Below are 14,770 nucleotides of genomic sequence, written 5' to 3' on the forward strand. Positions count from 1 at the left end.
TTGGTGAAAGCGTGAGTGGGCAGTTAGTGCTTTGGTGCCGGCTTGTCCGACGAATCCGCGTGCTTGGGCTCGATCCACTGGGGAAGGAAATCCTCATCACAATCAGGACGGCTGTATTCGTAAGGACCACGATAGGTGACGGGATCCTTGAGGAAATTGCCATGGCCCGGAGGTGTCGGCGTCGCCCATTCAAGAGTGGTGGCGTCCCATGGATTGTCACTGGTGACCTTTTTGCCGAACTTCCACGAAGTCACCAAGTTGATAAAGAAGAAGATCTGGAAGAACGCCATCGTCCATGCGCCCATCGACATCCAGACGTTCATGTCGATGTGCTGCGTCACCGTGTTTCCGAAGATATTCACACTGTCCGCCGCGCGAGACAGGTAGGCGTCGCCACCATTATACCAACGGCGATGGAATCCGGCCATGCCCTGAACGAGCATCGGGAAGAAGATGATGTTCATGCAGATCAGGCTGGGCCAGAAGTGCAGGTGGTTGAGCGTCTTGCTCATGAAGCGTCCGGTGATTTTCGGATACCAGTGGAGAACTCCGGCGAAGAAGCCAAAGAGAATTCCCGGTGCCACAACGTAGTGGAAGTGACCAATAACGTAGTAGGTGTCGTGGAGGTGGAGGTCGGCCAGGTTGAAAGCCAGCGGCAGACCGGTTAGACCACCGATACCGAACATCGGAATGAAGGCGCAGGCCCACATCATCGGCGGGGTGAAACGGATCGAACCACCCCACAGCGAGATGAGCATGGCGGTGATGATGACCACCGAAGGAACCGAGATCAGAACCGTCGTGGTTTGGAAGAAGGTGGAAACCGCGGCACCCATGCCGGTCATATACATGTGGTGGGCCCAGACGACGAAGGAGAGGAAACCGAGGACCAACACCGAGTAAACCATCGACTTGTAGCCCCAGAGCGGCTTACGGGTGTTGACCGGGATGATTTCGGCAACACAAGCGAAGGCGGGAAGCAGAAGAACGTAAACTTCCGGATGGCCGAGGAACCAGAACAAGTGTTGGAACAACAGCGGCGAACCACCGCCGGATAGATCGGCGAGACCTTCGCTCTTGGTGAAGAGACCCGATGGCATGAAGAAGGACGAGTGGCCGACGCGGTCCATCAACTGCATGATGCCGGCGGCTTCGAGCGGCGGGAACGCGAGGAGAAGCAGGAAACCCGTCACCAGCATGGACCAGACAAAGAAGGGCATCCGCATCCAGGTCATCCCGCGCACACGCAAGTTGATGATGGTGGTGATGAAATTGACCGAACCGAGCAGCGACGAGGTGATCAGACAGACGAGTCCGATCAACCACTGCGATTGGCCCGCGAGGAATTGATTCACCACCTGTCCGTCGGCGAAACCGGCGAGCGGCGAGTAGTTGGTCCAGCCGGATTTGGCGGCACCGGATTCCATGAAGAACGAGGCGCACATGATCAGGCCACCGACCAGATAGATCCAGTAACTCGCCATGTTGAGACGCGGGAAAGCCATGTCCACCGCACCGATCTGAAGCGGCGTCACGTAGTTTCCGAAGGCACCGAAGCCCAGGGGAACAATGCCGAGGAACACCATGATGGTACCGTGCATGGCACCGAACATATTATAGGTTTCCCCCGTCACCTTGCCGTCCTGCAACCAGCGGGCCTTCCAGCCGTCGGTGAAGATCCAGCTCATCCACTCGGGAAGCGGTTGGTGCGGATAGGCGATGCTCCAGCGCATCACCATCATCAGATAGAAGCCGAACGCCAGGAAGCACATGGCCGTGATTCCGTACTGGAGGCCGATCATCTTGTGGTCGCTGGAAAAGACGTATTTCCACAGGAAACCCGGTTCGTGATGATGATCGTCATGGTGATGATCGTCGTGGGCATCGTGCCCGGCGTGTGAGGTGGCGTGAGAGCTCATAATTCCGTCTTGCGGCGTGGGTGTATCCAAAATGGTTGAAGCGAGGGATTTGGCGATCGCTTCAGCAACGGTGGATCATTGAAAAGAATTGAAGTGGTTGAATCGAAAAGTGGGATCAGGGTGCTTTGGCCGGTGCCAGGGTAATCGGGTCGAGCATGGTCTTGGGATCGAGAACATCGCCTGGCAGCTTCTTGAGGTGGTCCGCTTCGAGCTCCGCTCCGGTGACCGACTTGCCTGCATTCTTACGGGCTGCGGAAATTTCAAGCGCGGACTTGGCCATATCCAAGGTGACGACGTCGCCGGTGGAGTTGCCGAAATTGTTGCGGACGTAAGTCATCACACCCGCCAAGTCTTCAGCGGTCATGCCGATTCCCTGCGGAGGCATCACACCGTAGGTTTTCCCATCATCCACGGGGCCTTCGAGACCATTGAGGATGATCATCGAGAAACGCTCGGTCTCATGAATCGGCCAGGTGCCCACCAGCGACGGGAACGTCGAGCCATTGCCCTTTGCGTCGGCACCGTGGCAACCGTTGCACTTCGCGGAATAGATTTTCGCACCTTTTGCCATGTAGGCGGCAAGCGCTTCCTTCGGCACCGGTCCCGTGTCTTCAGCTCCCCCTGCCGGCTTCCTGACGTATCCCTCGCGGAAAGTCGATCCATACGCGAACAAATCACCGGCACTTCCGAGGATGCCGCCGGCGACGATAAGGACAATGCCACAGGCCACGAACGCCCAGAGCGAAACCGGCGCGATGCCGTTGTCAACGATCCGGTTTTCACGGGCGCACGCGGCGGCTTCGCGGACCACGCGACCGTGGGCCTCGGTCACATTGATCGAGTCCTCAAGGTCAGGCTTTTGGTTAGAATGGGACATCTTCTGGAGAATAAGTGGATTGGAGATTGGTTCGAAGCATCAGCCCTTCTTTTTCGCCGGTGCGAAATCGAGAGCTGCCGGGACTTTCTGGTCCTTCTTGAGGGAAAGCAGATAGGAAACGAGCGCTTTCGCGTCCGAAGTAGGAATGATTTCCATGCCGTCCTCGTGTCCGAACGGAAGTGCGTCATCCGAGATGTCGCCAGTCACCGGTTGCTGCTTGAATAGGAAACGGAAAGAAGGGCAGGTCGATTTCCAACGCTTCGGTTCGCTGCGTGGATCGTAGAGATGGCCATAAAGCCATTTCGCAGGATCGCCACCGGTCGCATAAATCGCCTCGACGCGGCGGCCGAGGTTGGAAAGGTCCGGACCCATCCGGGCAACACCGATCTGCGCGAATTTTTCACCGAAGAAATCGTAGGCATTGGTTTCACGACGGGTATCGCCACGATCCGCATCCGCTTTCAGGCCGCCCCAATCGGAACGGTAGAGGTCGTTTCCAGCATAAGTCGGACGCACCACTTGGGTGTGGCAGAGATAGCAGCCGTTTTCCGCATAGACCAACGCTCCGTCGGCGACCCGGCCGGTGCGTTTCGGGAAGAAAATGCCGGTGGTCCCGTCGGTCGCTTCATTGAGCTGGATGGGAGCAAGATTGCGCATCTTGATGAAGGGCACGACGACGATCGCAAGCCATGCGATTCCGAAGCTGGCGGATAGACCGAGTATGAATGTGCGGAAGCTCATTAGGAAAATTGCTGAAATTTGAAATTTGAAATCCGAATTTCCATGTCAGTGGGCGGGGAGACTGCCCGGACCGGCGTTGTCGATGTCCCCTTCCTCACCGTGCGGGCCGGGTCCGTGACCATGCGCGGCGACCAGCAACGTCGGATGAGAACTGCGGCGGCCGAGGCGCAGCCACATCAGGGTGAGATGAATGAAGAAGAAGATATTGGAGAGAAGGATGAAGCACCAGGCGATGGTCGTTCCCACCGCATAAGGAAATGCGCGGGTGGCGGCACTTTCCCATGGCTGCGCCCAGTCTTCCTGACCGATCCCCTGCTCCAGTCCGCCGACGAGGGCGAACAACACGACGGCCATGATCCCATAAACCGACAGCAGGAAATGCACCTTGATCATCCGGCGGGAAAGCCACTCGCGGCGGGTGATCCGCGGCACGATGAAATAGACCGCGCCGAACATGATGAAGCTGAAAAATCCATACAGCGCGAGGATTTCAAAACCATAACCGGAGAGGGAGAACTGGGTCAGTGGCAGAGTGGAGTCGGGAAGATTCAATCCGACAGCGGAAACCGCGAGAACCAACAGACCAACGATACCGGCAATGGTGAAACGGAGCGAAGGGCTTCCAGAGACGGTCTCTTCGGAAGACATCGTCGTACGGAGCAGGTTGATGGAAGCGGCGACGGACGGCACGAACAGCAGTGCGGTTGCCGCAGCTCCGAGATAAGGAAGGAAATAAGGAATCGGAGCACCTGCGAGTTTCTGCATCCCCGCCCACGGCGCGATGATGGCGAGAGACCAGAATCCGAGCTTGGCCAGCGAGTAGCTGTAAACCGGACGGCCGGTGACCTTCGGTGCCAGGTAGTAAGCGGTGCCGAGCGCAACCGGAGTGAAGAACAGGAACATCAGCGCGGATTTATACCATGCGTTGATTCCAGCAGCCATCACGGGATGGCCGGGAAGGCAATTGAGCAAGGTGTTCGCCGTGATGAAGATCCACGGAAACCAAACCAAGGCTGCCAGAAGATACCATTGAGAGATATAGACATGGCCTTCAGGACGGACGCGGAACTGAATGAACGACCAGATGACGATTGCGAAATAACTGAAGAGCAGCACCGGCCAAGTGAAGGCGGGAAACTCCATCCATGGCATGCCGGTTCCGTTGCCGGAAAGGATTCCAATCACACCCAGTGACACCGCGAGGTTCCAGATGTGGCCGGCGGTGAGAATGATTCCCGCAGCCGTGCATTCCTTGCGGGAAAGGCGGGCCATCATCCAGATGATCACGGCGAACGCCGCTTGGAATCCCCAGCCGTAGATCAACGCATTGATGTGTGCCGGGAAGACACGGCCATAAGTCAGCCAGGAACAACCTGATAGAAACTCAGGGCTGTGAACCTTGGCCGAGGAAATGATTCCCAGAACGATCGACACCGCGAGCCAGGCGGCACCGCTGGTCAGGAAAAACATCACCGGGTGGCGCAAGGAGCGATCAATCCCCGCACGAAGCAAGGCGTCCTGATCTGAGGTAGTTGGGATGGCGGAAGACATCGGCTTGAAAGATGGGAAAAGGAATGGAAATCAGGGCTTGGTAAGCTCCGGGGCGGTGATCTGAGGTTTGCCTACCTCGCTGCGGAGCGCGGTAACCTGCTCGGGCTTCACACCAGATGCCTTGTTGCCGAAGCTGTTGCGGACAAAAGTGAGAACTCCGGCGATCTGCTCGTCGGTCTGATAGGAAAGCGCGGCCATTCCGCCGGGCACGTTGTATTCGGTGCCTTTCACGGTGATCGGTCCTTGCAACCCGCGGAGTTGGATGCGGATCAGGTTGGAAATCGGGCCAGCCACCCAATCGGAGCCGGCAAGCGGCGGAGCGATCGGCGTGCCTTCGCCACCCTGACCGTGACAGGCGGCGCAAAGCAGGAATGATGCTTTACCCATCTCCATCAGCTTCGGGTCCACCGGCTCATCAACCGCCGGAGCCTTGTCCACTGCGGAGGTATCCACCGCCGGGGCGGATGCCATTTTCTTGGAAGTGTCCGAACCGGGAACGATTTGCTCCGGCTTTTCCACGGCGACCGGCTTCGCACTTACCAATTTTTTGGCCTCAGCGGCAATGGCGGCATTGATCGCATCGGGTGAAATGTTCGCAGCCTGGGCGGCATCGATTTTCGCCTTCGTCGCATAACGCGGTGTGGCGGCGGCATCTTCAAGCGAAGCCGGATCGGAACTGTTGAAGAACCAGATCACTGCCAGAAGCAGTGCGAAGATAAAGAAGGTGCCGAGCCCCCACCAGAAAGTGGTGAAGCGGATGATCGGATTGTCGCGGGTGGGGTCCATGTGGAAGGAAAAGAAAGATCAGTTGGAAACGTTCGCGGATTCGAGGATGCGGGGATCGCGGTTCGGATAGAGCGAGTGCTGGCCGAGAGCGCGGATCAGGAAGAACACGAATCCGGCACCGATAGTAACGAAGGCGAGGATGTCACCCCAGAAAGCACCGGGGATCGCAGGTATAATGTCACCGAAGACCTTGTGATCGATGTTCCCCAGGGAAATACCACGCTCCGGGATGATGATCAGATAGTGGTCGAGGGCATGCATGCACAGGGTGTAAACCGCAACGATGGAGAGCCACTTCGGGTTTTTCTTCAGCCACGCCTGCAGCAGGACCACGAAAGGCACCACGAAGTGTCCGAAGACCAGGAAATACATGGCGGTGTTCCAACTGCCGGTGTTGCGGATGAGGAAGTATTTGGTTTCCTCGGTGATGTTCGCATACCAGATCAGGAAGAACTGCGAGAACGAGATGTAGGCCCAGAAAGTGGTGAAGGCGAACATCAGCTTGCCCATGATGTGGAAATGCTCGGGACCGGTGACATTCTTGAGGTGCCCCATGCTTTTCAACCAGGTGCAGACCAACACGCCGACCGCCATCGAGTTGAGCGCGGCCCCCGCGAAGAGATAAACACCCCACATGGTGGAAAACCACGTGTAGTCGAGTCCCATCGCGAAATCGAAACCGGTGAAGGTGATGGTCAGGGCGAAAATGATCAGCGGATAGTTCGAATGATAGCGGGCCTTGAGCAGACGCCATGTTCCAGGATTCGGATCGGTGTCCTGATCGGTTGAAAGTTTGCGAAGTCCGATGATCACCGCGCTGAAGACAATCGCGTAGAACGCCACGCGGCCATACCAGAACGGAATGTTCATGAACCAGAATTTGTTAGAGAGAAGATGGTCGTGATGATGAAGCCACTCCTTCACCGGTCCGGTGGCACCGCGATGGGTGTTCATCCATTCGTAGAGGAAATGTTGAACATGGGGTGTGAACAACGGGATCCCGAACAGGAACATCCATGGGAAAGTCGAACCGAGGTTTTCAAACACCCGGCGTACCGAGGTTCCCCAACTGGCATTGGAGACGTTGTGCAAAAGCACCCAAAACACACCACCAATGGACAGCGTCAGATAGAAGTAAAACGCGAACAGCCATGAATAGGCATAAGTCCCCTGGACTTTTTCCGATCCCATGTAGAGGAGATACAAGCTGATGACGGTGCCGACGACGGCCACGCCCAAGGCAATGCTTTTCACTGTCGAAACCTTGGAGGCATCGAGGTGGTCGCCGTTGATCGCGATATCTGCGGATGTAACGTGGTGGTGAGCCATTTTGGAAGGATTCAGGAAAAAGTTATTTGGCCTTGGTTTGCGACTCTTTGGCGGTCTGCAGCGTGCGGACGTAGGCGATGATAGCCCAACGATCCCGGACCGGGATGTTGTATCCGTAGGCACCCATCATTCCCTTGCCATTGGTGATCGTTTCAAAAATCCGACCATCCGGGTAAGTCGCCGGTTTGAAATTATCGAGATGGAAATTGGCGATGCCGGGAACGCCATATTGGCTGGTGACACCCTGCCCGTCGCCGGACTTGCCGTGGCACACCGAGCAATAAATATCAAACCGTTCCTTGCCGCGATGGATGAACGCCGCTGCGGCGGCTTCATCGGTTAGTTCCAGTTCGGCGGGAGTGCCCGTGCCGAAATAGTCGCCGACGTGGCCGGTGTAGTAATAACCCGTTTGACCGCCGAATTCGTATTCAGGGATGCCTCCGACAGCGAGTTTACCGTCTTCGTTGAAACCACGTGGCTGGGTCTGAGCGACAGGAAGACGGGCACCGTGGTTGTCATGGAAAAAGGCATCCGGCTTCTGGGCCTTCAGCTTGTCCTGATCGTCCATGTCCGGGAAAATCCGATAGGGCGGCTTCGAGAAATGCTGGCCCCGGACTCCGAAGACTCCGACGACAAGCAACGCGATGAGCGCGTAGGCGAGGAAAAAGTAACGCATCTAAAGTTTGGAATTTAAGATTTAAAATTTCGGAATTTTTCTCAGTCCTCTTCTTCGACGAGTTCGATATTCGCTCCGCCGATTTCCGCGAGCAGGTCGCGGGTTCCGTTCGGGCTGAATCGCGGGTCGCGGGCTTCGATGGCGATGAAGAATCCATCATCCGTCGCGCGATGGAACTGGCGGCTGGCGAACAACGGGTGGTTGAGACGCGGCAGCTGGATCAACGCCAGCAGTCCGAACAGAGTGGTGAAACCCGAGAAAAGGATCGTCAGCTCGAACATGATCGGGAAGAACGCCGGCACGGTAAAGATGTTCGCCGGCTTCGACTGCACGATGGTCGGATAGAGAACAACCTGGGTCGTATAGGCGAGGGTGAACGCGGTGATGGTTCCGGTCAGGCCGCCGAAGAAAACGAACCAGGGAAGGATCGAACGCTTCATCCCCATCGCCCCGTCGAGGCCGTGGATCGGATAAGGGGAATAGCAGTCCCATTTCCTGAAGCCGGCGTCGCGGATCTTTTCCGCGGCCTTGTAAAGAGCGGATGCGCTCTTGAACTCGGCCAGGTAGCCATAAACGCGTTTGCGGGTGGTGCTCACTTGAAAGGAGTTGAAAGTTAGACGTTGGAATTATTTGGAAGAGGCGAGCTCTTTCTGATAGGCGGCTTCCTTGACGACGCCGTGGTCCGGATGGTCGTGGTGGTCGTCGAAGTGAGGATCGGATTCCAGAAGGGTCCACTTCACTTCGGCGATGTTGATGCAGGGCAGGAAGCGCAGGAACATCAGGAACAGGGCGAGGAACAGACCGATGGTTCCGACAAAGGTCATCATTTCCACACCGCTTGGGCTGTAGGTCTTCCAGTCGCCTGGAAGCAACATCCGGGCGAGTGTGGTGACGATGATGACGAAACGCTCGAACCACATGCCGACGTTGACGCACATCGCGACGACCATGATGACCCAGAGGTTCTCGCGGCATGCCTTGAACCAGAAAATCTGTGGGGAAAGCACGTTGCAGCTCATCATCGCCGCGTAGGCCCACCAGTAAGGACCGGCGATCCGGAACTTGAAGGCGTCCATTTCATAGATGCTGCCGGTGTAGAAGGCGACGAACAGCTCCATCAGGTAGGCATAGCCGACGATCGTGCCGGTCAGCAGGATGATCTTCGCCATGTTGTCGATGTGCTTCATCGTGATCAGGTCCTGCAGGCCGTAGATGAAACGGGCGGGAACCATGATGGTGAGCACCATCGCGAAACCACCGAAGATGGCTCCGGCAACGAAGTAAGGCGGGAAGATGGTGGTGTGCCAGCCGGGAACGATCGAAGTCGCGAAGTCGAACGAAACGACTGAGTGAACCGAGAGCACCAGCGGGGTGGAAAGGGCCGCGAGCAGGAGATAAGCCATTTCATAGTGGCTCCACTGGCGGTTGCCGCCGCGCCAGCCCAAGGAGAAGATTCCATAAAGGATCTTGCGAATGCCGGGCTTGCAGCGGTCGCGGATGGTAGCGAGGTCGGGAACCATGCCGAGATACCAGAAGATCAGCGAGATGGTGAAATAGGTGGAAACCGCGAACACGTCCCACAGCAGCGGCGACTTGAAGTTCTGCCAGATCGCATTGGCGTTAGGCACCGGAGCGAGGAACCAGGCGAACCAGACGCGTCCGACGTGGAAGGCCGGGAAGATACCGGCGCAAATCACGGCGAAGATGGTCATCGCTTCCGCCGCTCGGTTGATGGACGTCCGCCAGTTTTGTCTCGTTAGGAAAAGCACCGCGGAAATCAGGGTTCCGGCGTGACCGATACCGATCCAGAACACGAAGTTCGTGATGTCAAAGCCCCAGAACACCTTGTTCGACATCCCCCAGACACCGACACCAGTGGAAACGAGATAGGTCAAACCACCGCCGACGCCGATCAGGGCGATGAGCGCGGACGGGATGAAAAGCAGCCACCAGAGAAACGGTTGCCGGTTTTCCAGGACGCCGCAAATGCGCTCGGTGATCCAGTGATAGGAACGTCCGCTGAGAATGAGCTTTTCGCGCTCGAGCACCGGGAGCTTGACCCCGGTGTGGGTCTCGGGAGCGGTATGGGTGGTGGAAGCCATGGTTGGAATAGGAAGTTAGATGGAGACGCAAGACGCAAGACTTGAAGACTTAAGAAATCTCTTCGTCGGTGCTGGAGCTAGGTTCGTCATCTGATCTTGAGTCTTGTTTCTTGAAGTCTTGAGTCTCTCACGCCATGTGGATGGTCGCCTTGCCGATGAATTGGGCGTCCGGCATGTCAGGATTCGGGTTCTTGACGCGGGCCAGATAGCTGGTCCGCGGACGGGTGCCGATGTAGTTGAGGAGATCGTAGTTCCGCGCGATGTGCTTGCTGCGGAACATCGCCGACTTGTCTCCATCGAGAAGATTGCCGAAGGTGATCGCGTTGGCCGGGCAGGCGTCCTGACAGGCGGTTTTCACCGAGTCCACCGGGATGCGGAGGGTCGCGGTGGTGACCTGCACTTCGGTCGATGGCTTGCCGGAAGCGAGCACTTCCTGCTTTTGACCGGCCTTCTGGCGGATCACCGAGTCCTTGAGACGCTGCACACAGTAGGTGCACTTTTCCATCACACCGCGCATGCGGACCGTGACGTTCGGGTTCTTCTGAAGGTGGGCGGCCTCGCCAACCTGCTTCTCGCCGAACGGACCTTTGTAAAGGTTGTGGGAAATGAGCGGGTTGCGCTTGTTGTAGTCGAAATAGTTGAAACGACGCGCCTTGTAAGGGCAGTTGTTCGCGCAGTAACGGGTGCCGATGCAGCGGTTGTAGGCCATCGCATTGAGGCCGTCTTCGGTGTGGACCGTGGCGTTGACCGGACAAACCGTTTCGCACGGGGCCGACTCGCACTGCACACAGGCGACCGGTTGGGGAACGAGAACCGGATTGTCTCTAACCCATTCAGGCGTTTCCTGTTCCTTGCCGTCCTTATCGATGTATTTCTGCTGGGTGGCGAAATAGCGGTCCATCCGGATCCAGTGCATTTCGCGGCCGCGGGCAACCTGTTCCTTGCCGACGATCGGGATGTTGTTTTCCGATTGGCAGGCCACGAGACAGGAGTTGCAACCCATGCAGGAGGAAAGGTCGATCGACATCCCCCACTGATGGAGCGGGTCACTGAGCTGGGCCTGCGCCTTGCCGTCCGCACCCGGGTGGAAAGTCGAGGAACCGACCGGCACGTAAAGCGAAACCGTTGGCGGCGCGTGGGCGTCGTTGCCTTGCTTCGCAACGTTCGCCAGCTGCTCCTTGAACGAGCCCTTCTCGTCATCGGTTAGAGTCGAGACTTCGCGGGCGAGCGCACGGCCATACATCGCGCTGTGCTCTTGGGTGATCGCGACGTGGTAACGCTTGTCGGTCTTCTTGACCGTCGCGCCGGTGGCGAAATAAGAAGTCGCCGAGGTGCGGAGCGGATAGGCATTGAAACCGCGGTTCACACCGACGAGGCCGACGTGGGAATTGTTTTTCGTGTCCCGCTTGAGTTCGTCGTGTTCGTCGAAGCCCTGACCATAGCCGAGCGGGATCACGAGCGTGTTTTCGGCCTGACCGAAGGAAACGAGAACCGGGATATCGAGTAACACTCCGTTGACTTCAACGGTGATCATCGGCGACTTGCGGTTTTCACCTTCGTCGTCGGGAGATCTGGCGGCATTCCAAGTTTCGATCGCGATGATTTGATCGTAAATACCGAGTTCCTTCGCGGTCTTCGGTGCGATCAAGGCGACGTTGTCCCATGTGAGCTTGGAAATCGGATCGGGCGCTTCCTGAAGCCAGCCATTGTCGATCCAGCGACCATCGAACACCGAGGAGTCGGTTGCGAAAATCACTTCCAGCGAGTCCTTGGTCGGTGCCGTGCCCACCAACGGAGCGGAAGTGTCGGCACGCGGCGATGGGCTAACAACCGGATAGGTCGAGCCTGCGAGGAAACCATCGCGAAGAAGCTTTTTCCAAGGAGCATCCCCTGCCCCACCGAGCGCGCCGAAGGTGGCGCGGACCGCGACATAGGCCGGGGACGGAGCACCCTTTTCGCCTTCGCCGTTCAGCAGCTTGCCGTCATCGGAAAGCAGCGCGAGGAGGAGTTCGAGCTCGGAAACACAATCTTTGTAAAGCGGCAGGATCATCGGCTGCACCACGGTGTAGGTGCCGCGGGCGCTGCGCGCATCCGACCAGGACTCAAGGTAATGGGCGGCGGGAACGTGCCAAGTGGAAGCATGCGCTGTCGCATCGGTGCGCATCCCGAAATGGATGCTCGTCTTGAGCTTGGCCAGCGCGTCGGCGAACTTGAGATCGGACGGCGCGTCGTAAATCGGATTCGATGGAGTCAGGATGACGAGCGTTTCCACGGCTCCCGAATTGATATCAGCCGTTAGCTTGGTGAGATCGCCAAGTCCGGCAGTCTCGGTTTTCAACGCGGCAAGCGGCTTTCCTTCACCGATGTTGCCAAGCGCGGCATTCATCGCGTGGGCGAGAAGATGAAGCGACAATGACTGGCGGGAACCTGCTAGAACCAGCGATTTGCCGCCGTTTTCCTTGAGATCCTTCACGAGACCGGCAACCCACTCGACGTGATTTGGATCGGACAACTCCGGCGAAACGGTTGCGACGGCATCCTTGACACCAAGTCCGCGGGCGATCTGCGCGGCGACGGCGTTTACCTGACTCGGTGAAACGCGCAGGCGGTGATCGGCCATTCCGCCCGTTAGAGTGAATGCGGCCTCCACCGAGTAGAGGCGGTTCATGCCCTTCTCATCCGGCGCATTCTCGTAGGATTTCCCCTCGGGCTTGCGGCGGTCGAAGAAAGCGGTCACCGGACCTTGCGAGTCGGTTCCTGCGAAATCACAATCCAACGACACGATCCGGTCGGCCTTGGAAAAATCGGCGACGAGCTTAACACCGTCTCCCAGCACCGCCGACGCGTCACCGGTCAGCGCTTCATACTGATAGAATTTCGCGGCGGAAAATTTCGCGCCCAGCTCTTTCGTCAGGCGGGCACGGGTCGGGCTGTCATCGGCACCAAAAAGGAATCCGATCTTCGCTGCCTTGTCTTTCGCAAGAGCGGAAACCACCGCTTCAAAATCCGCACGTCCGGCGGATTTTCCGGCTTTCAGGAATGCCCGAGAGCGGGAAGGAGAATAGAGATCCAGCACCGATGCCTGGGCGAATGCGTCGGTTCCTTCGGCATCCGGATGGAGCTTGTTAGGCGCAAGCTTCGTCGGGCGGCCTTCGAAAGTCGTCACCACCAGCGGAGTCGCACCGTGAGCGCGCGGCATGGAGGATGCATAATAAGTCGCCTTGCCAGGAATCACCCACTCGGGAGCCTTGGTATAAGGAACGATGTAGGCTTCAGGGCGGCGGCAGGCAGCCATGCCAAATCCGGCAAGCGCGGTGGACGCGCCCATCAACTTCAGGAACGAGCGGCGCGACGTTTCGGCATCCGCCTCGTTCGCCATCTCGGCAGCGCCTTGTGGGAATTCGCGATCCAGCCATTGGCGGAAATCGGCGGTGTCTTCAAGCTGACCCGCACTGCGCCAGGCGACGGTGGTTTCGCCGGCGGGAACCTCGGGGTGATGCAAAATGCGTTTGCTCATGTTAGACTGCGGAAATGGTGAAAATTGGAAAAACGGACGATGCGGGAATCAACGGTGGCAGGTGGTGCAGGTTTCCTTCGGCTTCACCATGAACTCCTCCTTGAGCTTGAGACCGAGTGCTTCGGTCGTTGTCACGCCCAACTGCGGGTTGTTGGAGATGTAGGTCTCCGCGTTGTAGTTGAAATTGTAAACTTCCTCCAACGGACGAAGGTTTTTCTCGGGAGCGCGGTGGCAATCGAGGCACCAGCCCATCGACAGCGAGTTGGCTTGGAAGATCACTTCCATCTTGTTCACGTTGCCGTGACAGCTTTGGCAGGAAATGCCGCGATTGACGTGCGCGGAGTGGTTGAAATAAACGTAGTCAGGCGCTTTGTGAACCCGCACCCACTCGATTGGCTTCCCGTCGTAACCGGCATACGTCGTGTCCATCGACCGGTGAAGCGGGGCCAGTTTCGGGCTTTCACGCTGCACGTGCTGGTGGCAGTTCCAACAGGTGCTGCCCGTCGGCACGTTGGAATGCCCGGAAACATCGACGAACGAGTGGCAATAGCGGCAGTCGAGGCCGACCTGATCGACGTGGATTTTATGCGAAAACGGGATCGGTTGCGCCGGCTGGTAGCCCGTCACCAGCGCCTTGGGAGTCGCGTAGTAGGTGAATGCAAGTGCCACTCCCGCGGCTGCGGTGCCCGCGCAGACAGCAATTTTAAGAGGCAGTAGATTGGACCAGCGAGGAAAAATATTTGCCATGAGAAGCGCGTTGCAGTGCTGAGAGAATGGAGCTTGTGAAATTTTTCACAAGCTTGTTTCCGAAATTTTCCAAGGAAGTTGCGGACGGGGCGGAGGATGCAAACCAACCCGCTTGATGCAAAGCGAAAAAAGAAAATGTGACAGATTTTGTAAGCATCCCCCGTGAACCCGCGGCAAATCGCGAAACGCCATTCACGAGTTCGACCAATTCATGCCCTTTTCATGCCGCCACTGGCGATAAGCACTGAATTGTTCGCCCTTTGTCAGGCTCCTTCGGCTCGGATCCTCATTGAGAAATGCTTCAAAAGCCCCGCCGGCTGACGTTTCTGCCACGGACGGAGTGTCATCACCCGGCTCACTCCGGCTGATATTCTGGCTCAGCAGGCTTTCAATCCGATGAACCCGCGAGGAAATCCTAAAAATCAAGAGTAGGGCCAGAATCAGCAGCCCGACACAGGCCGACAGCAGGATAATCACGGAATTCGCTTCAAGTTCAGCCATGTCACGATCTTGGGAATCCACTCG

Annotated in this window: 12 protein-coding genes; all 12 read right to left on the reverse strand. The window is 57.4% G+C overall.

The annotated features are described in order from the left end of the window. Positions 1 to 23: 23 nt before the first annotated feature. The 12 genes from ABIQ96_RS23700 to ABIQ96_RS23755 all read right to left on the reverse strand — a co-directional run bounded on the left by ABIQ96_RS23700 (position 24) and on the right by ABIQ96_RS23755 (position 14,746). On the reverse strand, positions 24 to 1,919 hold the full coding sequence (locus ABIQ96_RS23700; RefSeq protein ID WP_348217134.1) for a cbb3-type cytochrome c oxidase subunit I: 1,896 nt from the start codon (positions 1,917 to 1,919) through the stop codon (positions 24 to 26). A gap of 115 nt (positions 1,920 to 2,034) precedes the next feature. After that, positions 2,035 to 2,796 carry a cytochrome c gene (locus tag ABIQ96_RS23705; RefSeq protein WP_348217135.1) on the reverse strand — a complete coding sequence of 254 codons (762 nt, stop codon included), beginning with the start codon at positions 2,794 to 2,796 and terminating at the stop codon, positions 2,035 to 2,037. A gap of 39 nt (positions 2,797 to 2,835) precedes the next feature. After that, entirely contained in the window at positions 2,836 to 3,537 is a 702-nt protein-coding gene (locus ABIQ96_RS23710) for a cbb3-type cytochrome c oxidase subunit II (RefSeq protein WP_348217136.1), read from the reverse strand. 45 nt (positions 3,538 to 3,582) lie between these two features. After that, positions 3,583 to 5,088 (reverse strand): cbb3-type cytochrome c oxidase subunit I, encoded by a 1,506-nt coding sequence (locus ABIQ96_RS23715; protein WP_348217137.1) that lies wholly within the window; start codon positions 5,086 to 5,088, stop codon positions 3,583 to 3,585. A gap of 30 nt (positions 5,089 to 5,118) precedes the next feature. Continuing rightward, complete coding sequence (locus ABIQ96_RS23720) at positions 5,119 to 5,874, reverse strand: cytochrome c (protein WP_348217138.1); 756 nt, start codon at positions 5,872 to 5,874, stop codon at positions 5,119 to 5,121. A gap of 18 nt (positions 5,875 to 5,892) precedes the next feature. Further along, the gene (locus ABIQ96_RS23725; protein ID WP_348217139.1) at positions 5,893 to 7,203 is read right to left on the reverse strand and encodes a hypothetical protein; all 1,311 of its coding nucleotides are present in this window, start codon (positions 7,201 to 7,203) and stop codon (positions 5,893 to 5,895) included. Positions 7,204 to 7,225: 22 nt separating this feature from the next. Then, entirely contained in the window at positions 7,226 to 7,879 is a 654-nt protein-coding gene (locus ABIQ96_RS23730; protein WP_348217140.1) for a c-type cytochrome, read from the reverse strand. Positions 7,880 to 7,920: 41 nt separating this feature from the next. Next, positions 7,921 to 8,475 (reverse strand): DUF3341 domain-containing protein, encoded by a 555-nt coding sequence (locus tag ABIQ96_RS23735; RefSeq protein ID WP_348217141.1) that lies wholly within the window; start codon positions 8,473 to 8,475, stop codon positions 7,921 to 7,923. 30 nt (positions 8,476 to 8,505) lie between these two features. Then, positions 8,506 to 9,981: an NrfD/PsrC family molybdoenzyme membrane anchor subunit gene (gene nrfD, locus ABIQ96_RS23740; RefSeq protein WP_348217142.1), complete on the reverse strand. Its 1,476-nt coding sequence runs from the start codon at positions 9,979 to 9,981 to the stop codon at positions 8,506 to 8,508. A gap of 127 nt (positions 9,982 to 10,108) precedes the next feature. Beyond that, entirely contained in the window at positions 10,109 to 13,498 is a 3,390-nt protein-coding gene (locus ABIQ96_RS23745) for a TAT-variant-translocated molybdopterin oxidoreductase (protein ID WP_348217143.1), read from the reverse strand. A gap of 48 nt (positions 13,499 to 13,546) precedes the next feature. After that, positions 13,547 to 14,245, reverse strand: coding sequence for a cytochrome c3 family protein (locus tag ABIQ96_RS23750; RefSeq protein ID WP_348217144.1), 699 nt, complete (start codon positions 14,243 to 14,245; stop codon positions 13,547 to 13,549). A 192-nt stretch (positions 14,246 to 14,437) separates the two neighbouring features. Further along, positions 14,438 to 14,746, reverse strand: a complete 309-nt coding sequence (locus tag ABIQ96_RS23755; protein ID WP_348217145.1) for a hypothetical protein — start codon at positions 14,744 to 14,746, stop codon at positions 14,438 to 14,440. Positions 14,747 to 14,770 lie beyond the last annotated feature (24 nt).

The sequence above is a fragment of the Luteolibacter sp. genome (assembly GCF_039920825.1).
Lineage (GTDB): Bacteria > Verrucomicrobiota > Verrucomicrobiia > Verrucomicrobiales > Akkermansiaceae > Luteolibacter.